General features: G+C 72.3%; 23 protein-coding genes and 1 pseudogene. 11 read left to right on the forward strand and 13 right to left on the reverse strand.

The window, feature by feature from the left end:
• The 4 genes and pseudogenes from GPJ59_RS13185 to GPJ59_RS13200 form a co-directional block, all read right to left on the reverse strand.
• Positions 1-603 (reverse strand): annotated as a pseudogene (locus GPJ59_RS13185) (hypothetical protein); the annotation flags it as partial.
• Positions 585-1,331: an ABC transporter ATP-binding protein gene (locus tag GPJ59_RS13190; RefSeq protein ID WP_219667281.1), complete on the reverse strand. Its 747-nt coding sequence runs from the start codon at positions 1,329-1,331 to the stop codon at positions 585-587. The pseudogene GPJ59_RS13185 and the gene GPJ59_RS13190, both read right to left, overlap by 19 nt.
• A 178-nt stretch (positions 1,332-1,509) precedes the next feature.
• Positions 1,510-2,889, reverse strand: a complete 1,380-nt coding sequence (locus tag GPJ59_RS13195) for an aspartate aminotransferase family protein (protein ID WP_219667282.1) — start codon at positions 2,887-2,889, stop codon at positions 1,510-1,512.
• Entirely contained in the window at positions 2,874-3,377 is a 504-nt protein-coding gene (locus GPJ59_RS13200; protein WP_219667283.1) for an Lrp/AsnC family transcriptional regulator, read from the reverse strand. The genes GPJ59_RS13195 and GPJ59_RS13200 overlap by 16 nt, the downstream gene beginning before the upstream one ends.
• A gap of 170 nt (positions 3,378-3,547) precedes the next feature.
• On the opposite strand from GPJ59_RS13200, the gene GPJ59_RS13205 reads away from it, so the two are divergent.
• Positions 3,548-4,987 (forward strand): gamma-aminobutyraldehyde dehydrogenase, encoded by a 1,440-nt coding sequence (locus GPJ59_RS13205; RefSeq protein WP_219667284.1) that lies wholly within the window; start codon positions 3,548-3,550, stop codon positions 4,985-4,987.
• Positions 4,988-5,195: 208 nt separating this feature from the next.
• Complete coding sequence (locus tag GPJ59_RS13210) at positions 5,196-5,678, forward strand: hypothetical protein (RefSeq protein ID WP_219667285.1); 483 nt, start codon at positions 5,196-5,198, stop codon at positions 5,676-5,678.
• Here the strand turns inward: GPJ59_RS13210 and GPJ59_RS13215 are convergent.
• The 5 genes from GPJ59_RS13215 to GPJ59_RS13235 all read right to left on the reverse strand — a co-directional run bounded on the left by GPJ59_RS13215 (position 5,668) and on the right by GPJ59_RS13235 (position 10,868).
• Positions 5,668-6,867, reverse strand: a complete 1,200-nt coding sequence (locus GPJ59_RS13215; protein WP_219667286.1) for a serine hydrolase domain-containing protein — start codon at positions 6,865-6,867, stop codon at positions 5,668-5,670. The two genes, GPJ59_RS13210 and GPJ59_RS13215, sit on opposite strands and share 11 nt — an antisense overlap.
• Before the next feature lie 166 nt (positions 6,868-7,033).
• On the reverse strand, positions 7,034-7,735 hold the full coding sequence (locus GPJ59_RS13220; RefSeq protein WP_219667287.1) for a response regulator transcription factor: 702 nt from the start codon (positions 7,733-7,735) through the stop codon (positions 7,034-7,036).
• The gene (locus GPJ59_RS13225) at positions 7,732-9,003 is read right to left on the reverse strand and encodes a sensor histidine kinase (protein WP_219667300.1); all 1,272 of its coding nucleotides are present in this window, start codon (positions 9,001-9,003) and stop codon (positions 7,732-7,734) included. Before GPJ59_RS13225 ends, GPJ59_RS13220 begins: the two co-directional genes overlap by 4 nt.
• Positions 9,004-9,128: 125 nt before the next feature.
• Positions 9,129-9,821, reverse strand: a complete 693-nt coding sequence (locus GPJ59_RS13230; RefSeq protein WP_219667288.1) for a glycerophosphodiester phosphodiesterase — start codon at positions 9,819-9,821, stop codon at positions 9,129-9,131.
• A gap of 21 nt (positions 9,822-9,842) precedes the next feature.
• Positions 9,843-10,868, reverse strand: a complete 1,026-nt coding sequence (locus GPJ59_RS13235; RefSeq protein WP_219667289.1) for an adenosine deaminase — start codon at positions 10,866-10,868, stop codon at positions 9,843-9,845.
• A gap of 105 nt (positions 10,869-10,973) precedes the next feature.
• On the opposite strand from GPJ59_RS13235, the gene GPJ59_RS13240 reads away from it, so the two are divergent.
• The gene (locus tag GPJ59_RS13240; protein ID WP_219667290.1) at positions 10,974-11,735 is read left to right on the forward strand and encodes a DUF4190 domain-containing protein; all 762 of its coding nucleotides are present in this window, start codon (positions 10,974-10,976) and stop codon (positions 11,733-11,735) included.
• A 4-nt stretch (positions 11,736-11,739) separates the two neighbouring features.
• On the opposite strand, the gene GPJ59_RS13245 is transcribed toward GPJ59_RS13240, so the two are convergent.
• Together GPJ59_RS13245 and GPJ59_RS13250 are read right to left on the reverse strand one after the other, a co-directional pair.
• Positions 11,740-13,350, reverse strand: coding sequence for a TROVE domain-containing protein (locus GPJ59_RS13245; RefSeq protein WP_219667301.1), 1,611 nt, complete (start codon positions 13,348-13,350; stop codon positions 11,740-11,742).
• Positions 13,351-13,861: 511 nt separating this feature from the next.
• Positions 13,862-14,410, reverse strand: a complete 549-nt coding sequence (locus GPJ59_RS13250) for an NADAR family protein (RefSeq protein WP_219667291.1) — start codon at positions 14,408-14,410, stop codon at positions 13,862-13,864.
• A 174-nt stretch (positions 14,411-14,584) separates the two neighbouring features.
• Between GPJ59_RS13250 and GPJ59_RS13255 the strand changes: the two genes are divergently transcribed.
• The 7 genes from GPJ59_RS13255 to GPJ59_RS13285 all read left to right on the forward strand — a co-directional run bounded on the left by GPJ59_RS13255 (position 14,585) and on the right by GPJ59_RS13285 (position 22,637).
• The gene (locus GPJ59_RS13255) at positions 14,585-16,102 is read left to right on the forward strand and encodes a gamma-aminobutyraldehyde dehydrogenase (protein WP_219667292.1); all 1,518 of its coding nucleotides are present in this window, start codon (positions 14,585-14,587) and stop codon (positions 16,100-16,102) included.
• 70 nt (positions 16,103-16,172) lie between these two features.
• Entirely contained in the window at positions 16,173-17,423 is a 1,251-nt protein-coding gene (locus GPJ59_RS13260) for a polyamine ABC transporter substrate-binding protein (RefSeq protein ID WP_219667293.1), read from the forward strand.
• Positions 17,424-17,577: 154 nt separating this feature from the next.
• Positions 17,578-18,756 carry an ABC transporter ATP-binding protein gene (locus GPJ59_RS13265; RefSeq protein WP_219667294.1) on the forward strand — a complete coding sequence of 393 codons (1,179 nt, stop codon included), beginning with the start codon at positions 17,578-17,580 and terminating at the stop codon, positions 18,754-18,756.
• A complete protein-coding gene (locus GPJ59_RS13270) occupies positions 18,753-19,682 on the forward strand; it encodes an ABC transporter permease (RefSeq protein WP_219667295.1) in 930 nt (309 codons plus the stop codon). The genes GPJ59_RS13265 and GPJ59_RS13270 overlap by 4 nt, the downstream gene beginning before the upstream one ends.
• Entirely contained in the window at positions 19,682-20,476 is a 795-nt protein-coding gene (locus GPJ59_RS13275) for an ABC transporter permease (protein WP_219667296.1), read from the forward strand. The genes GPJ59_RS13270 and GPJ59_RS13275 overlap by 1 nt, the downstream gene beginning before the upstream one ends.
• 21 nt (positions 20,477-20,497) lie before the next feature.
• A complete protein-coding gene (locus tag GPJ59_RS13280) occupies positions 20,498-21,916 on the forward strand; it encodes an NAD(P)/FAD-dependent oxidoreductase (protein WP_219667297.1) in 1,419 nt (472 codons plus the stop codon).
• A 199-nt stretch (positions 21,917-22,115) separates the two neighbouring features.
• The gene (locus GPJ59_RS13285) at positions 22,116-22,637 is read left to right on the forward strand and encodes a bifunctional DNA primase/polymerase (protein WP_258024327.1); all 522 of its coding nucleotides are present in this window, start codon (positions 22,116-22,118) and stop codon (positions 22,635-22,637) included.
• A 3-nt stretch (positions 22,638-22,640) separates the two neighbouring features.
• Here the strand turns inward: GPJ59_RS13285 and GPJ59_RS13290 are convergent, their stop codons facing one another.
• Positions 22,641-23,174, reverse strand: coding sequence for a phosphatase PAP2 family protein (locus GPJ59_RS13290; RefSeq protein WP_308120274.1), 534 nt, complete (start codon positions 23,172-23,174; stop codon positions 22,641-22,643).
• A 361-nt stretch (positions 23,175-23,535) separates the two neighbouring features.
• Positions 23,536-24,870, reverse strand: coding sequence for a 4-aminobutyrate--2-oxoglutarate transaminase (gene gabT, locus GPJ59_RS13295; protein ID WP_219667299.1), 1,335 nt, complete (start codon positions 24,868-24,870; stop codon positions 23,536-23,538).
• A 234-nt stretch (positions 24,871-25,104) separates the two neighbouring features.
• Between gabT and GPJ59_RS37370 the strand changes: the two genes are divergently transcribed.
• Positions 25,105-26,394, forward strand: a complete 1,290-nt coding sequence (locus tag GPJ59_RS37370) for a hypothetical protein (RefSeq protein WP_258024328.1) — start codon at positions 25,105-25,107, stop codon at positions 26,392-26,394.
• Positions 26,395-26,497: the final 103 nt, after the last annotated feature.

The raw sequence follows: 26,497 nt of genomic DNA on the forward strand, positions 1-26,497 counted from the left end.
GGCCAGCGTCCCGGCCGTGCCGGGGCCCGCGTACGCCTCGACGGCGAGGCCGCACGCGGTGAGTGCCACGCCCCACGGCAGGTCGGCCTCCGCCGTGCGGCTCGGCCGGCTGCGCAGACAGAGGGCGGCCGCCGCCGAGGCGGTCAGCGGCACCAGCGCGAGCAGGGTGAGTGCGGCGGCCACCGGAAGCGGCCGGTCCGCGTGCAGCAGTGCGGCGCCGGCCCCGTCGAAGGGCAGCCCGGTGAGCTCACCGCGCAGGTGCAGGAAGACGGCCAGTGCCGTCAGGCTGCCCAGCGCACAGGCCACGGCGGTGGAGACGGCGGCCGCCACGGCGCGGCGCACGCGGCCCAGCCCGGGGGCGTCGGGGCCCTCCGGGGGCCGGACCGACGGGTCGGTACGGGCCACTGCCACGGCCATCTGCACCGTCAGGGCGACCGGGACCAGGGCCCACAGCAGCCGGGGGAACGATCCGGCAGGCCGGTCGAGCGCGCCCGCCAGGACGTGCAGGAGCAGGAATCCGGAGCCTGCCGAGGCGGCCGCGACCAGCAGCCGGCGCAGCTGGACCAGGGGCCGCGAGCCGCGGACTAGGCGGAGAGGGAGCACGCCGCCTGGCCCTCCGTGTCGGTGGGCCACCCGGGTCCGGCGGCCCCGGCCGGCCGGCCGTCGAGCAGCGCCAGGCGCCGGTCGGCGGCCGCGGCGGTGTCGGGGTCGTGCGTGGCCACGACCACGGTGATCGCGTGGGAGCGGGCCGCGGTGGTCAGCGTCCGCAGCAGCAGGGCGCGGTCGGCGCGGTGCAGCGGGGCGGTGGGCTCGTCGGCGAAGATCACCGCGGGCTCGTTGACCAGGGCCCGGGCGAGGGCGACCCGCTGGGCCTCGGCCCGGCTCAGCGCGCTGGGGCGCTTACCCGCGAAGGGGCCAAGGTCGAGGCGCTCCAGCCACTCGGCCGCCGCGCGCTTGGCCGTACGGTGCCCGGTTCCGGTGATCAGCAGCGGCAGGGCGGCGTTCTCCCAGACCCGCAGCTCGGGCAGGAGCTGCGGCTCGGGGCCGATCCAGCCGAAACGGTCACGGCGCAGCCGTTCACGGGTCAGCCGGCCCATGGTGTGCACCGGGACGCTGTTGAACCAGACCTCGCCCTCGTCGGGGACCAGCTGCCCGGACAGGCACCGCAGCAGGGTGGTCTTGCCGCTGCCGCGCGGGCCGGTCACCGCGAGGATCTCGCCTTCGCGGACGCCGACCGAGACGCCGACCAGGCCGGGCGAACCTCGGTGGGAGTAGTGCAGGGACCGGGCCCAGAGCACATCGTTGTCCGGGGGAGCCACCATGGCGTACACACCTCCGTCCGGGGGAACGAAGCGGAGCCGGATCGGTCACTGGCGCCGTACAGAGATGTAAAGAGATAAACGTCCCGGCGGACGGCAGCACACGGCCCGGACCCCCGCGTTCTCACTCGAACGGAGGATCCGGGCCGGTGGGGCGGAACGATTCACCGCTCGCTCCGCGGGCTGCTTCCTACAGCTTGGTCCACGCCTCGGTGAGCACCGTGCGCAGGATCTGCTCGATCTCGTCGAACGTTCCCTGGTCGGCGATCAGCGGCGGGGCCAGCTGGACGACCGGGTCGCCGCGGTCGTCGGCCCGGCAGTACAGGCCGTTCTCGAAGAGCGCCTTGGACAGGAAGCCGTAGAGCACGCGCTCGGTCTCCTCGTCCGTGAACGACTCCTTGGTGGCCTTGTCCTTGACGAGCTCGATGCCGTAGAAGAAGCCGTTGCCGCGGACGTCGCCGACGATCGGCAGGTCGAGGAGCTTCTGCAGCGTCTTGAGGAAGGCGCCCTCGTTGTCCAGCACGTGCTGGTTGAGGCCTTCGTTGTCGAAGATGTCGAGGTTGGCCAGGGCCACCGCCGACGACACCGGGTGGCCGCCGAAGGTGTAGCCGTGCAGGAAGGTGTTCTCGCCCTTGTAGAACGGCTCGGCGATGCGGTCCGAGACGATGCAGGCGCCGATCGGGGAGTAGCCCGAGGTCATGCCCTTGGCGCAGGTGATCATGTCGGGCACGTAGCCGAACTTGTCACAGGCGAACATCGTGCCGAGGCGGCCGAAGGCGCAGATGACCTCGTCGGAGACGAGCAGCACGTCGTAGGTGTCGCAGATCTCGCGGACCCGCTGGAAGTACCCGGGCGGCGGCGGGAAGCAGCCGCCGGCGTTCTGCACCGGCTCCAGGAAGACGGCCGCGACGGTGTCGGGGCCCTCGAAGAGGATCTGCTGCTCGATCTGGTCGGCGGCCCAGCGGCCGAAGGCCTCGGGGTCGTCGCCGTGGATCGGGGCGCGGTAGATGTTGGTGTTCGGGACCTTGTGGGCGCCGGGTACCAGCGGCTCGAAGGGGGCCTTGAGCGCCGGCAGGCCGGTGATGGACAGGGCGCCCTGCGGGGTGCCGTGGTAGGCGACCGCGCGGGAGATGACCTTGTACTTGGTCGGCTTGCCCTTGAGCTTGAAGTACTGCTTCGCGAGCTTCCAGGCGGTCTCGACCGCCTCGCCGCCGCCGGTGGTGAAGAAGACCTTGTTCAGGTCGCCCGGCGCGTAGCCCGCGAGCCGCTCGGCGAGCTCCACGGCCTTCGGGTGGGCGTAGGACCACACGGGGAAGAAGGCGAGTTCCTGGGCCTGCTTGTAGGCGACCTCGGCCAGCTCCTTGCGGCCGTGGCCGGCGTTGACCACGAACAGTCCGGCGAGACCGTCCAGGTAGCGCTTGCCCTTGTCGTCGTAGATGTAGGTGCCCTCGCCCCGCACGATGGTGGGGACGGGCGAGTTCTCGTACGAGGACATGCGGGTGAAGTGCATCCACAGGTGGTCGTACGCGGTCTTGGACAGGTCCTGGGTCACGGTTATCGGGTTCCCCACATGTAGGTCTGCTTCTTCAGCTTCAGGTAAACGAAGCTTTCGGTGGATCGCACGCCGGGGAGCGCGCGGATCTTCTTGTTGATCGTTTCCAACAGGTGGTCGTCGTCCTCGCAGACGATCTCCACCATCAGGTCGAACGAGCCCGCGGTCATCACCACGTACTCGCACTCGGCCATCGCGGTCAGCGCGTCGGCCACCGGGTCGACGTCGCCTTCGACGTTGATGCCGACCATGGCCTGGCGGCGCAGGCCCACGGTGAGCGGGTCGGTGACGGCCACGATCTGCATGACGCCCTGGTCGAGGAGCTTCTGCACGCGCTGGCGCACGGCAGCCTCGGACAGGCCGACGGCCTTGCCGATGGCTGCGTAGGGACGGCGACCGTCCTCCTGCAGTTGCTCGATGATCGCCAGGGACACAGCATCGACCGAAGGGGACGGTTGTCTGTTCCTGGTATCTGCGCTTCGACTGACCACGCCATCACTGTGCACGAGGAGTCGACAGTTCCGCAAGACGGAATCGATGAAATCCGTTGTGAAGCGATTCTGATCTCACGGATTTCGTAGTTCATGCCAGCTGGGCCTGTCGAAAGCGTCACCTGAGGGACTAGTCTGGGAGAGTTGTCTCAATCACTGGACATGGGATCAGGAGTGTGGCTGTAGTGACCACCGAACTGCGTCGTCTGCGCAACTACATCGGCGGGGAGTTCAAGGACGCCGCCGACGGGCGGACCACCGAGGTGGTCAACCCCGCCACCGGCGAGGTGTACGCCACCGCCCCGCTCTCCGGCCAGGCCGATGTCGACGCCGCGATGGCAGCCGCCGCGGCAGCCTTCCCGGGCTGGCGCGACACCACGCCCGCCGAGCGCCAGAAGGCCCTGCTCAAGATCGCCGACGCCTTCGAGGCCCGCGCCGAGGAGCTCGTCGCCGCGGAGTCGGAGAACACCGGCAAGCCGCTGGGCCTGACGGCCAGCGAGGAGCTGCCGCCGATGGTGGACCAGATCCGCTTCTTCGCCGGTGCGGCCCGCATGCTGGAGGGCCGCTCCGCCGGCGAGTACATGGACGGGATGACCTCGATCGTCCGCCGTGAGCCGGTCGGCGTCTGCGCCCAGGTCGCGCCGTGGAACTACCCGATGATGATGGCCGTGTGGAAGTTCGCCCCGGCCATCGCGGCGGGCAACACCGTGGTGCTCAAGCCCTCGGACACCACCCCGGCCTCCACCGTCCTGATGGCCGAGATCATCGACTCGATCCTGCCCAAGGGCGTCTTCAACGTCATCTGCGGCGACCGTGAGACCGGCAAGGCCATGGTCGAGCACTCCGTCCCGGCGATGGCCTCCATCACCGGCTCCGTGCGCGCCGGCATGCAGGTCGCCGAGAGCGCCTCCAAGGACGTCAAGCGCGTCCACCTGGAGCTCGGCGGCAAGGCCCCGGTCGTCGTCTTCGAGGACGCCGACCTCGCCAAGGCCGTCGAGGACATCGCGGTCGCGGGCTACTTCAACGCCGGCCAGGACTGCACGGCCGCCACCCGCGTGCTGGTGCACGAGTCCATCCACGACGAGTTCGTCGCGGCGCTGGCCAAGGCCGCCGCCGACACGAAGACCGGCCGGCCGGACGACGAGGACGTGCTCTACGGCCCGCTGAACAACCCCAACCAGCTCAAGCAGGTCGCCGGCTTCATCGAGCGCCTCCCCGCCCACGCCAAGGTCGAGGCGGGCGGCCACCAGGTCGGCGAGCAGGGCTACTTCTACGCCCCGACCGTCGTCTCCGGCCTCAAGCAGGACGACGAGATCATCCAGAACGAGGTCTTCGGCCCGGTCATCACGGTCCAGTCCTTCACGGACGAGGCCCAGGCCCTGGAGTACGCGAACGGTGTCGAGTACGCCCTCGCCTCCTCCGTGTGGACCAAGGACCACGCCCGCGCGATGCGCATGTCCAAGAACCTCGACTTCGGCTGTGTGTGGATCAACACCCACATCCCGCTGGTCGCCGAGATGCCGCACGGCGGCTACAAGAAGTCCGGCTACGGCAAGGACCTCTCCGCCTACGGCTTCGAGGACTACACCCGCATCAAGCACGTGATGACCTCGCTGGACGGCTGAACCGCGGGCCCTGGCGGCCCGGACGAGCGGTGACGGGGCGGGCTGTGGACCAGGTCCACGGCCCGCCCTTCGCCGTGCCTCCAGTCCCAGGCCCGACCCCCTGATCCCACTGCCTCGCCCCACCCTGCACGCAGGCCGCGCCGAGCGTGTCGAACGCGTTCAAAACCCATCTTGAACATGTTCAGTACTGGGGCATAGGGTTGCGGTCATGAGCGAGAGAACCGCCCTTGAGCGGCGCATCCGTGTCTGGCTGGCCGTGTTCGTCGTCTGTCTGGTCCTCAGCGGGCTCACCGCCTTCCCGCTGGTCACCGAACTCCGGTGGGCCAACGGGCTGGTGTCCCACGAGTGGCTCCGCCGGGTCGGGGACGGGCTGGAGCGGGCCGATGCCGAATACCCCTTCCTCCTCTACGGCACCGACTGGCTGGCCTTCGCCCACCTGGTCATCGCGGTCTTCTTCTACGGCGTCCACCGCGACCCGGTCCGCAACATCTGGATCGTCGAGGCGGGCATGATCGCCTGTGCCGGCATCGTCCCGCTGGCCCTGATCTGCGGACCGATCCGCGGGATCCCGTTCTGGTGGAGCCTGATCGACATGTCCTTCGGCTTCTTCGGCGTGATCCCCCTGCTGGTCCTGCACCGCATGATCAAGCGGCTGGAAGCCCGGACCGCCGTCACCGCCGTCACCGCTTGAAGGCCGCCTGGACTATGCGCAGGGCCACCGGATTCATGCCGGGGCCCTTCGCGTCCGTGGAGTTGACCGAGTAGACCAGCGTGCGGGACAGGTCGCGGGTCGCTCCCATGCCCGTGTTGTAGCCGTACCGGCCGCCGGACTTGCCCCAGGCCTCGGTGCCGTCCGGCAGGACGATCCGCGACATCCCGGCCGTCAGCTGGGCGGGCTTGCCCGTGGTGAAGTCCTTGACGTCGGGCACCGTGAACATCTCCTCCAGTTGCGGCTTCGGTACCACACAGCCGCTGAACAGGGCCACGGTGAAGCGCTCCAGGTCGGCGGTGGTGGAGATGATGTCCCCCGCGGCCCACCTGGACGACGAGTTCCACTCCGTCACATCCACCAGCCCGTCGCCGACCGCCTGGTAGCCGCGGTTGTGCGGGCCCGGTATCCCCGTCCGGTGGCGGCCCGGGAACGACGTGTGGTGCAGGCCCAGCGGCTTCAGGACACGGTCCCCGACCGCCTTCTCGTACGACTGCCCGGTCAGCTCCTCGATCAGCACGCCGAGGATCGTGTAGTTGATGTTCTGGTAGTGCTGCTTCTCGCCCGGCTCGGACTCCGGTCCCTTGGCCACGGCATTCGCGATCATCTCCCGCGGATCGAGCACGTCGAACCGCTGCGCGTACTCCTCCTCGAACGTGTCCGGACCGTCGGGCGACTTGATCCCGCTCGTGTAGTTCAGCAGATGACGCACCGCCACCGGCCGGAAGGTGTCCGGCAGCAGCCCCGGCAGGTACTGCTGCACCGGCCGGTTCAGATCGACCTTGCCCTCCGCTGCCAGCTGGAGCACGACGGCGGCCGTGAAGGTCTTGGTCACCGAGCCGGCCCGGAAGCGGCCCTGCTCGATCGCCTCGCGCCCGGTGCGGATGTCCGCGACCCCGGCGCTCCCGCGCCAGCTGCCGCTCGTGCCCCCCACCCGGACCAGCGCCGCCGTGGCGTCCTCGTGTTGCGCGCCGACCCCCGAGAGGGCCTGCTGCAGAGCCGCGGCGTCCGGTGGGCTCGCCACGATCGGACCCTCGGCCGACCGGACTGCGGACCCGGCCGCGGCCACGGCTGCCGGCGCGGGCGCCGGCGCCGCGTGTGCGACCTCCGGACCGGCCGCGACACCCAGGACGAGGGCGGTGGCGAGCAGTGTGCGCGTGCGTGCGTTCATGGTGGTCTCCCCCTTGGCTTCAACCTGCGGGGCTCACACCCCGACGACCTCAATGCTGCAGGTCAGGGGCTGTAGCCCGGATCACCACCAAGAGCCATCTTCACCGGTACGACAACTCACCGGCGCGAGGGAGGCGACACGCCGCGCCTCACTCCCCAGAGGGATCTCAGGGATGCCCGGCCGACCCCGCCGCGCCGACCAGCCCGGTCTCGTACGCGCAGATGACCGCCTGGATCCGGTCCCGCAGACCCAGCTTCGCCAGCACGTTCCCCACGTGCGTCTTGACCGTGTGCTCGCTCACCGACAGCGCTCCCGCGATCTCCGCGTTCGACAGCCCGCGTGCCACGTGCTCCAACGTCTCCCGCTCCCGCGCGGTCAGCACCGCCAGCCGCGCGGCGCCCGCACCCGACCCGGCCGCCGCCCCCGCCACCGGCCGGCCCGCCGCGGTCACCGCCGTGTACTCCTCGATCAGCCGGCGCGCCACCGACGGCGCCAGCAGCGACTCCCCGGCCGCCACCACCCGCACCGCGTGCACCAGGTCGTCCCGCCGCACGTCCTTGAGCAGGAACCCGCTCGCCCCCGCGTGCAGCGCCTCGTACACGTACTCGTCCGAGTCGAAGGTGGTCAGCATGACCGTCCGGCACGCCGTCTGCGCGCAGATCGCGCGGCACGCCTCGATGCCGTCCAACACCGGCATGCGGATGTCGAGGAGGGCCACGTCGGGGGAGTGCCGGCGCACCGCCTCGACGGCCGCCGCGCCGTCGCCCACCTCCGCCACCACCTCGATGCCGTCCTGCACCCCGAGGATCAGCGCGAACCCGCTGCGCACCAGCTCCTGGTCGTCGGCCACCACCACACGGATCGTCAATTCCCCACCTCCGGCGCCGAGGTTACAAGCCGGACCCGCAGCTCGAAGCCCGTCCCGTCCGGACCCGGCCCGGCGGACGCCGTGCCCCCGTGCGCGGCCGCCCGCTCCCGGATCCCGATCAGCCCGTGCCCACCGGGCCACCGCCCGCCGAACGCCTGCTCCCCGGCCCCCTGCATGCCGGACGCCTGCTCCCCGGCCCCCTGCATGCCGGACGCCTGCTCCCCGGCCCCCTGCATGCCGGACGCCTGCCGCCCCGACACCCGCCCACCGGACAGCTGCACCCCGGCTCCCCGCCCGTCGTCCGTCACCGTGACCGTCACGTCCTCCTCCCCGTAGTCGATCCGCACCGCCACCGACGTGGCCCGCGCGTGCTTCACCACGTTCGTCAGCGCCTCCTGCACCACCCGGTGCACCGCCGTGTCCACCGCGCCGGGCAACGCGCGGACCCGGCCCGTCCGTTCGTACGCCACCTCCGGCCCGCCCAGCCGCACCCGCTCCAGCAGCGCCGGCAGCCCCGCCACGCCCGGCTGCGGCGCGCGCGGCGCGCCCCCGTGGCCGTCGCCCTCGTCCCGCAGGACGCCGAGCATCCGGCGCAGCTGCGCCATCGCGTCCCGCCCGGTCTCGGCGATCGCGTCGAACGCGGCCTCCGCCCGCTCCGGGTCCCGCCGCACCGCCAGCGGACCGGCCTCCGCCTGCACCACCATGATGCTGACGGCGTGGGAGAGGATGTCGTGCATCTCCCGGGCGATCCGGGCCCGTTCGCGTGCCGCCGCCTGCTCCGCCTCGATCCGGTTGGCCCGCTCCAGCTGCGCCGCCCGGTCCTCGACGGCCGCCGTGTACGCCTGCCGGGTGGCCTGCAGGCGCCCCAGCGCGTACGCCGCGGCGAAGACGAACAGCGAGAACAGCAGCTCCCTCGGGGTCCGGGTGTTGAGGGCCACCGAGACGAACACCACGACGACGGTGATCGCGGCCATCGCCGTCCGCACCCGGGGCGGGCACAGCAGCGCGATCGTGTAGAGCACGATCAGCCCGGCGTACGGCAGCGGCTGCCCCGGCCCGTCGAGGCTCAGCCGGTAGACGCCCCCGGCCGCCATCACCCCGAAGGCGACGAGCACCGGTGCCCGGCGCCGCCACACCAGCGGCAGGTTCCCCAGCGAGGTCAGCAGGTACGCCGCCAGGGTGGCCGGCGGCTCCTGCGGGCCGCGGGGCACCACGAACGGGATCGTCGTGGCGACCTGCACCAGCAGCGCCAGCACCGGATCTGCCAGGCGCGGATCGGCGGCCCGCACCCGGCGGACGAGCTCCCGCGCGGCCGCCCACCCGCGGCGGCCCGCCCGTACCGGTGCCCGCGCCGCCGCCCAGCCCCGGCGGCCCGCCGGTATCGGTGTTTGCGTCACCGGCCGGCGCCCGCCGCACGTACGGCGGCCAGCGCGTCCAGCCGGTTGGTGGTGACCGAGTCCACCCCGGCGCGCAGCACCCGGCGCATGCTCCACCGGGTGTCCGGCGTCCAGGCCGACACCCGCAGCCCTTCCGCGTGCAACGCGTCCACCAGCTCCCGGTCGACCAGCCCGAAGCGGTAGTTGAGCCAGGCCGGCGCCACCGCGTCGAGCAGTACCCGGCGCGGCGGGCTCAGCGTGGTCCAGGTCAGGGCGATCTCGGCGCCCGGGTCGGCGGCCCGCACCGCCAGCATCGTGCGCGGGCCGGCGCAGTAGTACGCACGGTCGCGGGCCCCGCAGGCGCGCACCAGGTCCACGACCGTCCGCACCGACTCGTACGACGCGCCCGGCAGGTCGATCATCACCCGCCCCGCGGCGGTCACCGCCAGCGCGTCGCGCAGCGTCGGTACCCCGCCCTCCGTCAGCTCGCGCAGCTGCGGGGCCGTGACGGCGTCCAGCCGCACGTCGTGGCCCCACAACCGCTCCAGGGTCTCGTCGTGCAGCAGCACCGGGACACCGTCCCGGGTCAGCCGTACGTCGATCTCGACGGCGTCCGCTCCGCGCGCGAACGCGGAGCGGAGCGAGCCGAGGGTGTTCTCACGGACCCGGTAGGGATCACCGCGGTGGCCGACGACAGTCAGGGTGCGCATGATCCCCATTCTCCGCAGGCGTCAGCGGGCCAGCCAGGCGGCGGTGTACGTGTCGATCTCCTCCGCCAGCCGCGCCTTGCCGGCCGGGTCGAGGAAGGAGGCCTCGACGGCGTTCTTGGCGAGCTCGGCCAGGCCCCGCTCGTCGAGGTCCAGCAGCCGGGCGGCGACCGCGTACTCGTTGTTGAGGTCGGAGCCGAACATCGGCGGGTCGTCGCTGTTGATGGTGACGAGCACGCCCGCCTGCACCATCTCCTTGACCGGGTGCTGGTCGAGGTCGGCGACGGCGCGGGTGGCGATGTTGGAGGTGGGGCAGACCTCCAGCGCGATGCGGTTCTCGGCCAGGTATGCGAGCAGGGCGGGGTCCTTGACGCAGCTGGTGCCGTGGCCGATGCGCTCGGCGCCCAGCTCGCCCACGGCGTCCCAGATCGTCTGCGGGCCGGTGGTCTCGCCGGCGTGCGGGACGCTGTGCAGCCCCGCGGCGCGCGCCGCGTCGAAGTACGGCTTGAACTGCGGGCGGGGCACACCGATCTCGGGTCCGCCGAGCCCGAAGGAGACCAGGCCCTCGGGGCGCAGGTCCACGGCGAGGCGGGCGGTCTCGGCGGCGGCCTCCAGGCCGGCCTCCCCGGGGATGTCGAAGCACCAGCGCAGGATCACGCCGAGCTCGGACTCGGCGGCCTTGCGGGCGTCCTCGATGGCCTCCATGAACGCCCGCTCGTCGATGCCGCGGCGGGTGGAGGAGTACGGGGTGATGGTCAGCTCGGCGTAGCGGATGTTCTGCCGGGCCATGTCGCGGGCGACCTCGAAGGTCAGCAGCCGCACGTCCTCCGGGGTGCGCACGAGGTCCACCACGGACAGGTAGACGTCGATGAAGTGGGCGAAGTCGGTGAAGGTGAAGTAGTCGGCGAGTGCCTCGGGGTCGGTGGGGACCTTGGAGTCCGGGTGCCGGGCCGCCAGCTCGGCGACGATGCGCGGCGAGGCCGAGCCGACGTGGTGGACATGCAGCTCCGCCTTGGGCAGCCCCGCGATGAAGGGGTGCAGGTCGGGCATGAGGGGGCCTCCGGGGAACGGGTCGGACAGGATCGCCCTCATCGTAGGCAGGCCGGGCGCTGTCGGGGGCAGCGCTTAGCATGGCCGTACGAGGGGGTACCGATCATGAACGAGCAGAGTCCGCAGCCCGGGGACCCGTGGGCGCCGCCCGGACAGCCGGCGGCCGGGCCGCGGCAGGACGCACAGGCGCAGGACAAACAGCCGCAGTCCGGGCCGGCGCCGGGCCGGCCCTCGCTGCACGACCAGCCGACGCTGGCCGGGATGCCGGGGGCGGTGGAGCCGTCCGCCACCCCGCCCGCGGCCGGTTACGGCTACCCGACGCCGGGCGCCCCTGCGGGCTTCGGCCCGCCGGCCGGACCCGCGGACGTGCCGACCGGGCCCGCCCCGGCGGCGCACATACCCGCCCCGTCGGCGCACGTGCCCGCCGGGTCCGCATCCGCCGGGTACGGGTACCCGGGATACGCGGCGTACCCGGAATACCCGGGGTACCCGGGATACGGCCAGCCAGGCGCAGCGGGATACCTGCCGTACGCCGGCCGGCCGCGCAACGGCTTCGGAGTGACCGCCCTGGTCCTCGGCATCCTCTCCGTGATCGGCTGCTGGACCAGCTTCCTCGCGCTCGTCCTGGGCGCCCTGGCCGTGATCTTCGGCGCCCTGGGGCGCGGCCGGGCCACGCGCGGCGAGGCCGACAACGGCGGTATGGCGCTGGCTGGCCTCATCCTCGGGATCGTCGGCATGGTGCTGAGCGTGCTCATGGTGGTGATGGCCTTCGGCATGCTCAGGGACCTGGGCCCGCTGCCGGACAGGGACGACGACCGGCCGCGCAGCAGGCCGTACCAGATATCCCAGGTCCACGACCGGACCTGAGCACTCACCCCGTCCAGGGCCAGCGGGCCTCGCGGCCCGCCTCGACGAGGGGCACCAGCCGGAAGGCGGCGTCCGTCAGGCCCCCGAAGGTGTGCCGGTTCGGCCCGGCCGCCGGCATGTGGCCCACCCGGTAGCCGGCCAGGTTCCAGGTGTAGACCGGGACCGCGGGGGGCACCTGGTCGCCCGGGGTGCGGCCGGCGTACGCCTCCTGCTCGTCGGTGACGATCAGGACCCGGTCGTGGCCGCGGAAGCGGGTGCGCAGCGCCCTGGTGGTCTCGGTGCCGCCGAGGTCGCTGAAGCGCTCCAGCACCGCCAGCACCGGCTCCCCCTTGTCGTACGGGACGGGCGAGCTGCCCGTGCCGAACTGCACCAGGTCGGCGTGCTCGGCCCGCATCGCCAGCGCCGTGCCGAAGACGGCCGCCGCGTCCGCCCGGGTGAGCAGGGAGCGCTCGGAGAGCCGGTTCCAGAACATCGACCCCGACCGGTCGACCAGGATCAGCGTCCGCCCCGGCAGCGCGGGCACGTTCGACAGCGAGTGGCCGAGCGCGGCCTCCAACGCCTCGGCCCAGCGCGGGGAAGGCGCGTGCCGGTGGGCGGCGAGGTAGCGGAAGGGGAACTGCCGGGACCGGGCGACGACCTCGGGGTCGGCGAGCTGCGCCGCGACCCGTGCGGCCGCCTCGTCGCCGACGCCCGCCTCGTCGAAGTTCCGCAGGTTGCGCAGCAGAGCCATCGGCCCCATGGACGGGATCACGGCCTCCCAGGCCGCCGCGTCCATCGGACCCTGGAGCCAGCCCGCCAGCGCCTCCCAGGTCATGCCGGCCTCGGCCAGGCGCTGCGCGCCGTCCGGGGCGGTGACGACGGCCCGGCGTTCGGCGACCGGCAGCTCCATGAGCGCCCGATGGGCCGTCAGCATGCGGTTCCCGGCGGGTGGTACGGCGCCGTCCGGCCGGTGGCGGCGGTCCAGGGCGTGCGCGAACAGCTCGCCCTGCCAGGGCTTGGCCGGGTCGGGGGAGGCGTGCACGAGGTTGAGGACGTCGCCGAAGCGGAAGTCCTTGGACGCGGTGTCGTACTTCAGCAGCGATCTGCCGGTGTACAGCCGCCGGACGGCGTCGGCGATGCCGCGCTTGACCGGCTTGGGCACGTTGCGGCCGTACGTCGCGGTCCAGTGCGCGAGCAACTCGCCGGGCTCGTCGGCCCGCTGGAGCACGGAGTCGACCACGGACCGGTTGGACGGTCCCTCCGTCGCCCCCGCGTCCAGCCGCGCCTTGACGTACTCGGCCGCGCCGACGAGCGAGGCGGTGCGGATGTTGCCCTCACGGCGCAGCCAGGCCAGCAGCCCGGCGGTCCACTCCGGGTCCTCGACGGCGAGCCGGCGCACCAGGGCCGCGTACCGCGCGTCGCGGTCGGCGGCGCTCTCGTAGAAGGTGTCCTGCTGCACGAAGTTGGTCACGGCCAGCAGGAACAGCTCGGCGTGCGGGTCGCGCAGGAAGCCCGTGCCGCCCTGGTGGTTGAGGATGTGCCCTTGCCAGGTGCGGGCGGCGCCGGACTGTCGGGCAGGGTGGGCGGCGGCTGCGGCTGCGGCCGCTGCGGCGGAGACGGACGGGGCCACGAGCATCTCGGGCCAGATCTTGGACACGCGCTGCGTGAAGCGGAAGCGGGAGCGGGAGCGGGCCAGCGGGAATCCCCCCGGATTCGAAAGGGGCAGGGGTGGTCTGAGGAGGTGGCGGGGACGCGGAGACCGGGATCGGCTGCGGCTGGTGAGCCCGGCGGGCCACCGCGCTGCTCCACCGGCCGACCAGCCGGTGGTCGCTCCACAGGCCGGCCGACCGGCCCGTGGGCCGATGGCTGATGGCCGAGCGGGACGCGAACCCGCGACCTCCGGACCGGTGTCGGAAGGACCCCGGCGCGCGCAGCCGCGGCGCCTGCGTACCTCCGGCGCCCGCGCAGCCGCGGCGCCTGCGCACCGGATGCCGCGCGCCGGGTGCCCCGCGCACGCACCTCCCGAGATCTTCATGGCGGCGGCGTCACTTGGTTTCGTAGGAAGGATCCGCAGCCGGCGCACCGGGAGGCGCGTGACTGCGGAGCAGCCTAGGAGGCCCCCCGGCGCACCGCCACCGGTTTTCCGCTCAGCTCTCGCGCAGCCGTGCCCGGGCCTCCATCAGGGCGAAGCCGAGCAGGTTCAGCCCGCGCCAGCGCGTCGGGTCCAGGGCCCGCTCGTCGTCGGCGGCCAGCCCGATGCCCCAGATCCGGTCGAGCGGGCTCGCCTCCACCAGCACCCGCTCGCCCGTCCCCAGCAGGTACGCGCGCAGCTGCGGGGTCGAGGCGAACTTGTGCACGCTGCCCGCCACCACGATCCCGTACCGCTCGCGCTGCCACACGGTGTCGTCGAAGCCACGCACGAGCCGCCCGGCCTTCTTGGCCGCCGCCGGCGAGGTCGCCTCCAGTGCCGCCCGCTCGGCCTCCGCGTCCCCGAACAGCCGGGCCTTCTCGGCCATCATCCAGTGCTCCGCGGTGGCATAGTGGGTGTCACTCACGGTGAAAGGTGCAGGCCACCACTGGCTGAGACAGCTCGGACCCAGTGAGCCGTCCGGCCTGGGGCGGTGCCCCCAGAAGGGCAGATACTTCACCCGCTCACCACGGTTGACCTGCTCGATCAGGTTGTCGATCTTCTCCATGCACGTGAGTCTGGCAGCCGCCACGGACACTTCGTACGGGAATTGCGGCAGGCCTCGACACATGGTCGACCGATTCCGTCGCGTAACCAAAAGGCAACAACGGAATCACTTGGCCAGGTGCCTTCCCTCTGTCAGGATCGGCACTCAATTCGAGCTGGAGCTACGGAGAGCGTGATGGGCAACCGCTTCCATGTCAAAGACCGCTTCGCAGACGGCGCGCAGTACATCGACGGGCAGCTCAGGTCCGGCACCTCCGCCACCTCGCACACCGTCGTGGACCCGGCCACCGGCGAGAACGTCCTCACCTGCCGGCTGGCCTCGGCCGAGGACGTCGACGCGGCCGTCGTCGCCGCCGCGCGCGCCTTCCCCGGCTGGTCGGGAGCCACCCCCGCCGAGCGCTCCGACGCCCTGCACCGGCTCGCGGCCGTCCTCACCGAGGAGGCCGAGGACTTCGCGTACGCCGAGTCCCTCCAGTGCGGCAAGCCGCTCAAGCTGTCCACCGAGTTCGACGTGCCCGGCACGATCGACAACACCGCGTTCTTCGCCGGCGCGGCCCGCCACCTCCAGGGCCAGGCCGCCGCCGAGTACTCCGGCGACCACACCTCCTACGTACGCCGCGAGGCCATCGGCGTGGTCGGCTCCATCGCCCCCTGGAACTACCCGCTGCAGATGGCCGCCTGGAAGATCCTCCCGGCCATAGCCGCCGGCAACACCGTCGTCCTCAAGCCGGCCGAGCTGACCCCGCTGACCTCCCTGATGTTCGCCCAGGCGGCCACCCGGGCCGGCATCCCCGACGGCGTCGTCAACATCGTCACGGGCGCCGGCCGGGAGGCGGGCGAGCACCTGGTCGGCCACCCGGGCGTGGCCATGACCTCCTTCACCGGGTCCACCCCCGTCGGCCGGCGGGTCGCCGAGATCGCCACCACCACCGTCAAGCGGCTGCACCTGGAACTGGGCGGCAAGGCCCCCTTCGTCGTCTTCGACGACGCCGACCTGGAGGCCGCCGCTCAGGGCGCCGTCGCGGGCAGCCTCATCAACACCGGCCAGGACTGCACCGCCGCCACCCGCGCCTACGTCCAGCGCCCCCTGTACGACGCCTTCGTCGCCCGCGTCGCCGAGCTGATGGGCACCGTCCGCCTCGGCAACCCCTTCGACGCCGGCACCGACCTCGGCCCGCTGGTCTCCCACGCCCAGCGCGACCGCGTCGCCGGCTTCGTCGAGCGGGCCCGCGCGTACGCCACCGTGGTCACCGGCGGCACGGTTCCCGGCGGCGACCTCGCGGACGGCGCGTACTACGCCCCGACCCTGATCGCCGGCGCCGCCCAGGACAGCGAGGTCGTCCAGAGCGAGATCTTCGGCCCGGTCCTGGTGGCGCTGCCCTTCGACACCGACGACGAGGGCATCGCCCTGGCCAACGACACCCCGTACGGGCTGGCCGCCTCCGCCTGGACCCGCGACGTCTACCGCGCCGGCCGGGCCACCCGCGAGATCAAGGCGGGCTGCGTATGGGTCAACGACCACATCCCGATCATCAGCGAGATGCCCCACGGAGGCTACAAGGCGAGCGGCTTCGGAAAGGACATGAGCGCCTACTCCTTCGAGGAGTACACGCAGGTCAAGCACGTGATGTACGACAACACGGGAGCGGCTGCGAAGGACTGGCACCGCACCGTTTTCGGGGACCGCACCTGACACCGCCCGGCTTCGGCCGCGCAGCCCCCGCCGCCCGACCAGCGGCCCACCCTTCCCGAAAGGCGTAAGCATGCAGCAGCACGAGCCCGACCCCCTCTCGGCGGCACAACTCGCCGCGATGCGGCGCAGCCTGACCAGCGGGCGCGGTGCCCTCACCCGCCGCTCGCTGCTGCGCGCCTCCGGCATCGGGGCGCTCACCGTCGGCGGCCTGTACGGCCTGAGCGGCTGCGGGATCCCGCCCGCCAAACGCGAGGGCGGCAACGCGGCCCCCTCCGACGACCACTCGGAGCAGGAGAAGGAGCTCAACTTCTCCAACTGGACCGAGTACATGGACGTCAGCGACGACGAGAAGACCCACCCGACGCTGGAGGAGTTCAAGAAGCGCACCGGGATCACGGTCGACTACACCGAGGACATCAACGACAACGTCGAGTTCTTCGGCAAGATCCGCCCGCAGTTCGCCGCCGGCCAGGACACCGGCCGCGACCTGATCGTCGTCACCGACTGGCTGGCCGCCCGCATCATCCGCCTCGGCTGGGCGCAGAAGCTGGACCCCTCCCACCTGCCGCACGCCTACGCCAACCTGATCCCGCAGTTCCGCAACCCCGACTGGGACCCGGGCCGCGCCTACAGCTACCCCTGGACCGGCATCGACACCGTCATCGCCTACAACACCAAGGCGACCGACGGGAAGAAGGTCGACTCGGTCACCCAGATGCTCGACGACCCCTCGCTCAAGGGCCGGGTCGGCTTCCTCACCGAGATGCGCGACACGGTCGGCATGACCCTGCTCGACATGGGCAAGGACCCGGCGACGTTCACCACCGCCGACTACGACGCGGCCGTGGGCAGGCTCCAGAAGGGCGTGGACAAGAAGCAGATCCGCCGCTTCACGGGCAACGACTACACCTCGGACCTCGACAAGGGCGACCTCGCCGCCTGTCTGGCCTGGGCGGGCGACGTCATCCAGCTCCAGGCGGGCAACCCCGACATCCAGTACGCCATCCCCGCCGCCGGCTACCTCACCTCCAGCGACAACCTCCTGGTCCCGGCCAAGGCACGGCACAAGACCAACGCCGAGAAGCTGATCGACTTCTACTACGAGCCCGCGATCGCAGCGCAGCTGGCGGCCTTCATCAGCTACGTCTGCCCGGTCGACGGCGTCCAGGAAGAGCTTGCGAAGATCGACCCCAAGCTGGCGGAGAACCCCCTGATCGTCCCGGACAAGGCGATGGCCCGGAAGGCGCACGCGTTCCGCTCCCTCACGTCCGAGGAAGAGACGTCGTACGAGGAGAAGTTCGCCAAGCTCATCGGCTCCTGACGCGTCCGACGCGTCCGACGCGTCCGATGCGTCCGACGTGTGCGATGCGTCCGACGCGTCCCACGCGTCCGACGGGTCGGACACCTCCGACGCGCCGGCGGCCGTCCTGACGCCGCCCCCTCCGCCCACCTCCTCACCCCCGGGACCGCGACCCATGACTGACAAGACCGAGGGCGGCGACGTCCGCCTCGCCGGGATCAGCAAGCACTACGGCACCTTCACCGCCGTCCACCCGCTCGACCTCACCATCCCCCAGGGCTCCTTCTTCGCCCTGCTCGGCGCCTCCGGCTGCGGCAAGACCACCACCCTGCGCATGATCGCCGGGCTGGAGGAGCCCTCCACCGGCACGGTCGGCCTCGGCGACCGCGACGTGACCCACCTGCCCCCGTACAAGCGGCCGGTCAACACCGTCTTCCAGAGCTACGCGCTCTTCCCGCACATGGACATCTACGAGAACGTGGCCTTCGGCCTGCGCCGCCGCGGCATCACGTCGGTCAAGAAGCAGGTCGACGAGATGCTGGAGCTGGTCCAGCTCGGCCAGTTCGCCCGCCGCAAGCCGCACCAGCTCTCCGGCGGCCAGCAGCAGCGCGTGGCCGTCGCCCGCGCCCTCATCAACCACCCCCAGGTGCTCCTCCTCGACGAGCCGCTCGGCGCCCTCGACCTCAAGCTGCGCCGCCAGATGCAGCTGGAGCTCAAGCGCATCCAGACCGAGGTCGGCATCACCTTCGTGCACGTCACGCACGACCAGGAGGAGGCCATGACCATGGCCGACACGGTCGCCGTGATGAACGCCGGCCGCGTCGAGCAGCTGGGCGCGCCGGCCGAGCTCTACGAGAACCCGCGCACCACCTTCGTGGCCAACTTCCTGGGCACCTCCAACCTCATCCAGGCCTCCGTGGAGTCCGTCGGCGGCGCAGGCGGCGACGTCGACGTCTCCGCCTCCGGCGCCAAGCTGCGGCTGCCGGTGGCCCGCTGCTCGACCACCCCGCGCGCCGGCGGACAGCTGCTGGTGGGCGTCCGCCCCGAGAAGATCTCCGTGGTCCCGGCGGACGAGGAGCACACGATCGGCGCCGGCCGCAACAAGGTCACGGGCCGGATCGTGGACTCCTCCTTCATCGGCGTCTCCACCCAGTACGTCGTCGACAGCGCGGTCTGCCCGGAGCTGGAGGTGTACGTGCAGAACATCGAGCGCGACGGCCGGCTCGTGCCCGGCGCCGAGGTGGTCCTGCACTGGAACCCCGAGCACACCTTCGGCCTCGACGCCGCCCAGTCCATGCTGGCGGGGACGACGGCCGTCGCCGGCGCCGAGCAGCTGGTCGAGGAGTCCGCGTGAGCGCCACCGCAGCGCCGCCGCAGGCGGCCGCCCCCGCCGAGCCCCCGGCGCACAAGCCGTCCGCCCGCAAGCGCCTCGTACCGTACTGGCTGCTGCTGCCCGGCATCCTGTGGCTGCTGGTCTTCTTCGTGCTGCCGATGGCCTACCAGGCCTCGACCTCGGTGCAGACCGGCTCCCTCGAAGAGGGCTTCCAGGTCACCTGGCACTTCCGGACCTACTGGGACGCGCTCACCGAGTACTACCCGCAGTTCCTGCGCTCCCTGCTCTACGCCGGCACGGCCACCGCGCTGTGCCTGCTGCTGGGCTACCCGCTCGCCTACCTGATCGCCTTCCGGGCGGGCCGCTGGCGCAACCTGCTGCTGATCCTCGTCATCGCGCCGTTCTTCACCAGCTTCCTGATCCGCACCCTGGCCTGGAAGACGATCCTGGCCGACGGCGGACCCGTGGTCGCCGCCCTGAACACCGTCGGCTTCCTCGACGTCACCAGCTGGCTCGGCCTGACCGAGGGCGACCGGGTGCTCGCCACCCCGCTGGCCGTCGTGTGCGGTCTGACGTACAACTTCCTGCCCTTCATGATCCTTCCGCTCTACACCTCGCTGGAGCGCATCGACACCCGCCTCCACGAGGCCGCGCAGGACCTGTACGCCCGCCCCGCCACGGTCTTCCGGAAGGTCACCTTCCCGCTGTCCATGCCGGGCGTGGTCGCCGGCACGCTGCTCACCTTCATCCCGGCCAGCGGCGACTACGTCAACGCCGAACTGCTCGGGTCCGCCGACACCCGCATGATCGGCAACGTCATCCAGTCGCAGTACCTGCGGATCCTCGACTACCCGACGGCCGCCGCGCTGTCCTTCATCCTCATGGCCGTCGTCCTGGTCATGGTCACCATCTACATCCGCCGAGCGGGGACGGAGGACCTGGTCTGATGCAGTGGCTGCGACGCAACCTCGTCGTCATCGCGGGGCTGGTCACGCTCGCGTACCTGATCCTGCCGAACGTCGTCGTGACGGTGTTCTCCTTCAACAACCCCACCGGGCGCTTCAACTACGCCTGGCAGGAGTTCTCCCTCGACGCCTGGAAGGACCCCTGCGGGGTCGCCGACCTGTGCGACTCCCTCGCCCTCTCGCTCCAGATCGCCCTGTGGGCCACCCTCGGCGCCACCGTGCTCGGCGCGATGATCGCCTTCGCGCTCGTCCGCTACCGCTTCCGGGCGCGCGGCGCGGTCAACTCGCTGATCTTCATGCCGATGGCCATGCCCGAGATCGTGATGGCGGCCTCGCTGCTCGCGCTCTTCCTCAACATGGGCATCCAGCTGGGCTTCTGGACGATCCTGATCGCCCACATCATGTTCTGCCTCAGCTTCGTCGTCGCCGCCGTCAAGGCGCGCGTGCTGTCGATGGACCCGCAGCTGGAGGAGGCCGCCCGCGACCTCTACGCCGGGCCCGCGCAGACCTTCCTGCGCGTGACCCTGCCGATCGCGGCCCCCGGCATCGCCGCGGGAGCGCTGCTGTCCTTCGCGCTCTCCTTCGACGACTTCATCATCACCAACTTCAACTCGGGCAACACCGTCACCTTCCCCATGTTCGTGTGGGGATCGGCCCAGCGCGGTACGCCCGTCCAGATCAACGTCATCGGCACGGCGATGTTCGTCCTCGCGGTGCTGGTGGTACTCGTCGGCCAGACGGTCGGCGCCCGCCGCAAGAAGGCACAGCCCGAATAGCCCCGTAGGGAGTTGGAATCCATGGCCCCAGCCGCCATGCGAAGTGTTGCGAAATCCCTTTCCGAAGCACTGCCGGTCTCGTACTGGCTGGACGACCCCGGCAAGCCCGCCGCACAGCCGGCCCTGACCTCCGACGAGGCCTGCGACCTGCTGGTCGTCGGCGGCGGGTACAGCGGCCTGTGGACCGCGCTGATCGCCAAGGAGCGCGACCCCGCCCGGGACGTGGTCCTGATCGAGTCGAAGGAGGCGGGCTGGGCCGCCTCCGGCCGCAACGGCGGATTCTGCGCCGCCTCCCTCACGCACGGCCTCGCCAACGGACTGGCCCGCTGGCCCGGCGAACTCGCGCGGCTGGAGGAGCTGGGCGCCCGCAACCTCGACGAGATCGAGGCGGCGGTCGCCCGCTACGGCATCGACTGCGACTTCGAGCGCACCGGCGAGATCGACGTGGCCACCGAGCCGCACCAGGTCGAGGAGCTGCACGCACTCTACGAGGACGCCCGGAAGCTGGGCCTGGCCGGCGGCTCCCGCTGGCTGGACCGGGACGAGGTGCGCGCCGAGGTCGACTCCCCGACGTTCCTCGCGGGCCTGTGGGACACCGACGGTGTGGCGATGCTCAACCCCGCCCGGCTCGCCTGGGGCCTGAAGCGGGCCTGCCTCGGCCTCGGCGTGCGGATCTACGAGAACACCCGCGGGCTCTCCCTCGCCTCCTCCGGCGCCGGCCTGGCCGTGCGCACCCCGTACGGCCGGATCTTCGCCCGCCGGGTGGCGCTCGGCACCAACATCTTCCCGTCGCTGGTCAAGCGGATCCGCCCGTTCACGGTCCCCGTCTACGACTACGCGCTGATGACCGAGCCGCTGACGGCCGGCCAACTGGCGGCCGTCGGCTGGCAGGGACGCCAGGGCCTGGGCGACAGCGCCAACCAGTTCCACTACTTCCGCATCACGCCCGACCACCGCATCCTGTGGGGCGGCTACGACGCGATCTACCCCTACAAGGGCCGGCTCGACTCCGAGTACGACCACCGGCCCGAGACCTACCTCAAGCTCGCCCAGCACTTCTTCACCGCCTTCCCGCAGCTGGAGGGCATCGGCTTCAGCCACGCCTGGGGCGGGGCGATCGACACCTGCTCGCGCTTCTCCGCCTTCTTCGGCACCGCGCACTCGGGACGGGTCGCGTACGCCGCTGGGTACACGGGGCTCGGCGTCGGTGCCACGCGCTTCGGCGCCGAGGTGATGCTGGACCTGCTGGACGGCGCCCGCACCGAGCGGACCGAGCTGGAGATGGTGCGGTCCCGGCCGATGCCGTTCCCGCCCGAGCCCTTCGCCTGGACCGGGATCACGCTCACCAAGTGGTCGCTGGCCCGCGCGGACGCCCGGGGCGGCCGGCGGAACCTGTGGCTGAAGACCCTCGACCGCCTGGGCCTGGGCTTCGACAGCTGACCTGCGCCGGCCCGCGTAGGCCCACGTCCTACGTCGGCCTGCGCCCGCCCCGCCCCGCCCGGCACGCCCCGGCGCACACCGTCCACCCGCGCACGATCCGCTTCACCACTTCGGCGTAGGCCAACCCGCGTCATAGCCGGCCCCGGCCCCGCTCTCTGCCTGGTGAGGACCCCTCACCAACGGGAACGGAGGCCGGGCGATGCAGGGCTCGGAGATCAGGACGGCAGTGGAATGGCTGGTGTCGGCGGCGCCGGATCCCGACGCCTGCCGGTGGGCGTGGGAGCGCAACCCCCTCGGGGTCGCGCTGCTGCCCGCCGGCCGGCGCTGGGACGTGCTGGTGCTGCCCGGGGACCTGGGCCGGGCCGCCCTCCACGTACTGCGCCGCCTCCCGGGCCGCCCCGGCCCGGTCCTCGCCGGCTCCGCGGCCGCCCGGGTGGGCTTCTTCGTCCCCGAGGGCACCGCCTCCCGCTGGCTCGGCACGGGTGTCCGCGGCGTCGGCCACGGCAGCTGGGTCGCGGTCCCGCACCCCGGCCGGGCCACGGGCGGGATGCGCTGGCTGGTCCTGCCCGACGGGCAGGGCACGCTGACGGACCCGGCCCTCCTGGAACTCGCGATGCACGACGCGGTCGCCACGGTGTTACGGGACCGCGAAGGCCGTGCAGGCCGTGAGGGCCGCGAAGGCCACGAGGGCCGCGCAGGCCACGAGGGGGACCAGGGCTGACGCTCAGTGACGCCGCCGCGTGCTGCGCCGTACCGCCAGCAGCAGCGGTACGCACAGGAAACAGCTGGCCAGGACGTCCAGCGGCCAGTGGAAGCCCCGTAGCACCAGGCCGGTCGCGGTGGCCGCCGTCAGGACCAGGGCGGCCACCACCGGCCAGGGCCGGCGGGCGTACGGGGTGATCAGCAGCGCCGCACCCAGGTACGCCACCGCCGAGGTGGCCGTGTGGCCGGACGGGAAGTAGCCGGCCGCCCACGGCTCCAGGGGGCCCGGGCGGGCGGTCCACTCCTTCAGCGGGACGACCAGCGCCGGGACCAGGGCCATTGCCGCGCCCGCCGTCAGTGCGGGAGCCCAGCGGCGCGAGCGCCACGCCGAGTACGCCATCGCCGCGGCCAGTACGGGCACGGCGACCGGGATGTTGCCGAGGTCGGCGAGGCGTTCGGTGACGGCGTCGGGGACCGAGCGGACCACCGCGCGGCTGAGGGCCTCGTCGGGCCCGAGCAGCGGACCGGAGACCAGGACCTGCCAGGTCGTCAGCACCAGGCCCAGCAGGCAGAGCAGAAGGAGGAGGATGGCCGGCCGTCCCGGAACAGGGGGGATGGTTCCGGGACGGCCGCCCGGATCGGGTCGCCGTTCGCCCCGGGGGGTTTGGGGCGGACGGCCGTCCGATCGGCGAGGAGTGTGCGCGAACGCATGCCCGGTGCGGCGCTGGGGAAGCCCGGTACCGGTGTCGCCCCCGGTTTCCCGAGGACGGGGTCTCTCACTCATCTGCAGAAACCGTACGGCAGCGAAAGGGGGACCGACAGCAGGAACGCGGTCCTGCCATCGGCCCCCCACACCTTCTTCACATTGCCCGACCGTTACCGGCGGTACAGATCGAGCACGGTGTTCGGATGCTCGCTCAGATGCGCGCGAACGCGGCCTCGATGATGTCCAGGCCCTCGTTCAGCAGGTCGTCGCCGATGACGATCGGGGGCAGGAAGCGCAGCACGTTGCCGTAGGTGCCGCAGGTGAGGACGACCAGGCCCTCGGCGTGGCAGGCCTTGGCCAGCGCGCCGGCGGCCTCCGGGTTCGGCTCCTTGGTGGCCGGGTCCTTGACCAGCTCGATCGCGATCATCGCGCCGCGGCCGCGGATGTCGCCGATGATGTCGTACTTCTCCTGCACGGCGGCCAGGCGGGACTTCATCACCGACTCGATGTGCTTGGCCTTGGCGTTGAGGTCGAGCTCCTTCATCGTCTCGATGGAGCCCAGGGCGCCGGCGCAGGCCACCGGGTTGCCGCCGTAGGTGCCGCCGAGGCCGCCCGCGTGGGCGGCGTCCATGATCTCGGCGCGGCCGGTCACGGCGGCGAGCGGCAGACCGCCCGCGATGCCCTTGGCGGTGGTGATCAGGTCCGGGACGATGCCCTCGTCCTCGCAGGCGAACCACTGGCCGGTGCGGCAGAAGCCGGACTGGATCTCGTCGGCGACGAAGACGATGCCGTTGTCGTTGGCGAACTTCACGATCGCCGGGAGGAAGCCCTTGGCCGGCTCGATGAAGCCGCCCTCGCCGAGCACCGGCTCGATGATGATCGCGGCGACGTTCTCGGCGCCGATCTGCTTGGTGATCTGGTCGATCGCCTGGGCGGCGGCCTCGGGGCCGCAGTTCTCGGCGCCGGTGGGCCAGCGGTAGCCGTAGGCGACCGGCACGCGGTAGACCTCGGGGGCGAACGGGCCGAAGCCGTGCTTGTACGGCATGTTCTTCGCCGTCAGCGCCATCGTGAGGTTGGTGCGGCCGTGGTAGCCGTGGTCGAAGACGACGACGGCCTGGCGCTTGGTGTACGAGCGGGCGATCTTGACGGCGTTCTCGACGGCCTCGGCGCCGGAGTTGAACAGCGCGGACTTCTTGGCGTGGTCGCCCGGCGTCAGCTCGGCCAGGGCCTCGCAGACCTCGACGTAGCCCTCGTACGGCGTGACCATGAAACAGGTGTGCGTGAAGTCGGCGAGCTGCGCGGAGGCGCGGCGCACGACGGCCTCGGCGGAGGCGCCGACGGAGGTCACGGCGATGCCGGAGCCGAAGTCGATCAGGCGGTTGCCGTCGACGTCCTCGATGATGCCGCCGCCCGCGCGGGTCGTGAAGACGGGGAGCACCGAGCCCACGCCGCCGGCCACCGCGTCGAGACGGCGGGCCTGCAGCTCCTGCGACTTCGGGCCGGGGATCGCGGTGACGATGTGGCGCGACTGCGGGACAGCGGTCATGTGGGCTCCTGGGGGTGTTTTCGGACGCGCTTGTGTCTTTGTCCGCAGGCTAGGCCCGGGGGAGGCGCTCCGGCATGCTCCGTTCGGTAGTGGTGTCCGCGTGTCCTTGTCCGCTACGGCCATAGGAGGCGTGCGGAGCATGTCTCGTGGATCGCGCCGAGGAGCGGCGTACGGGCCGGGGCCGGGCACTACATTGAGCGGCGGCACAGGGAACTGGCAGGGGGCAGGGGTTTCATGGACACGGACGGCACGCACGGACACGGCGGCTCCGCCGAGGCCGGCAACGGCTCCGGCGCCGCCGGCCCGGAGGGGTCCGGGGCGGGTACGCGGGCCTTCCCCGCCCGTGGCGGCCAGGACGCACCGGGCACCTCAGGACACGGCCCCGGTGCCCTCCGGCCGGCCGTCGACGAGGAAGACGGCGGCGGGGGCATCGGCCGGGGCGTTCCGGGGGCCGCGGCCCGCCCCGGCGGCGGAGGCCAGGACAGCCCGAACACCCTGGACAGCCGGAACACGCCAGACATCCCGGACGCCTCCGGAACCGGGCCCGGTGCCGCCGGGTACGAGGTGCCGTCCTCCGGCGACGCCGCTGCCGGGTACGGGGTGCCGTCTCCCGGCCACACCGCCGCCGGGTACGACGTCCAGGCCGGCGACCACGCCGCTGCCGGGTACGGCGCCCCGTCTCCAGGCCACACCGCTGCGGGGTACGGGGTGCCGTCCCGCGGCCACGTCGGCGCCCGGGCGGCCGCCAAGGTGCCCCGGCCCGCCGGGCCGCCGCCGATGCCCGCCCACGCCCCCCGTACCGCCGCGAGCGCGGGTACCGCGCTCGCGGACTGGCTGCGGACCCCCCGGCCCGAGGCGGAGCCCGGGATCTGGCGCCTCGGCCACGTGCCGCGGCCCGAACCGGACCCGGACGCGGCCACCCCCGCCCGGTCCCTGCTGAGCTCGGCCCTCATCTCCTTCCTGGCCTGCGCCCTGCTCTGGTCCCTGATCCGCAACGGCTACCTGGAGGCCTGGGACGAACCGCTGAAGCTGTTCACCCCGGGCGACTGGTGGGACCTGCACGGCGAGCCCGTGCCCGGCCACGGCGGTATGACCGCCAAGCCGCTCTACGAGCTGCTCTTCGACGCCGCCCTGCTCTACGGCTTCGGCCGGCTCGGCCGATGGCGCACCGCCTGGAACCGGCTCGTCGTCGCCCGCGGCCCCTGGGTGCGCGCCGCCGCGGCCGCCGCCGGCGCGCTGCTCACGGTCGTCCTGGTCCGCAACTACCAGCTGCCGCTGCGCCAGCTCGTCTACTCCCTGCTGCCCTTCGGCCCCGACGGCCTGGCCAACAAGCAGCTCGTCGACACCGCCGACCTGTGGGTCGACGTCGCCGTCGTGCTCGCCTTCGCGCTGCTCGGCGGCTGGTTCCGGCTGCTGACCGGACGCGCGGCCCGCGGAAGCGCGGCCCGCGGAGACGCGACCGCCGGGCAGCCCGGCGCCGGGGCGCCCAGCATCAGCGTGGACAGCCCCTCGGAGGCCGCGTAGCCGCCCGCCGCGAGGCCGGCCGGGCCGGCGCCGACGATCACGCACTCGTAGTGCGGCCGGGAGGCCGTGGTGGCCAGGCCCAGTGCCTCGGCCAGATCGGCGT

It is taken from the genome of Streptomyces bambusae, from assembly GCF_019400985.1.
In the GTDB taxonomy this organism is placed as follows: Bacteria; Actinomycetota; Actinomycetes; order Streptomycetales; family Streptomycetaceae; genus Streptomyces; species Streptomyces bambusae_A.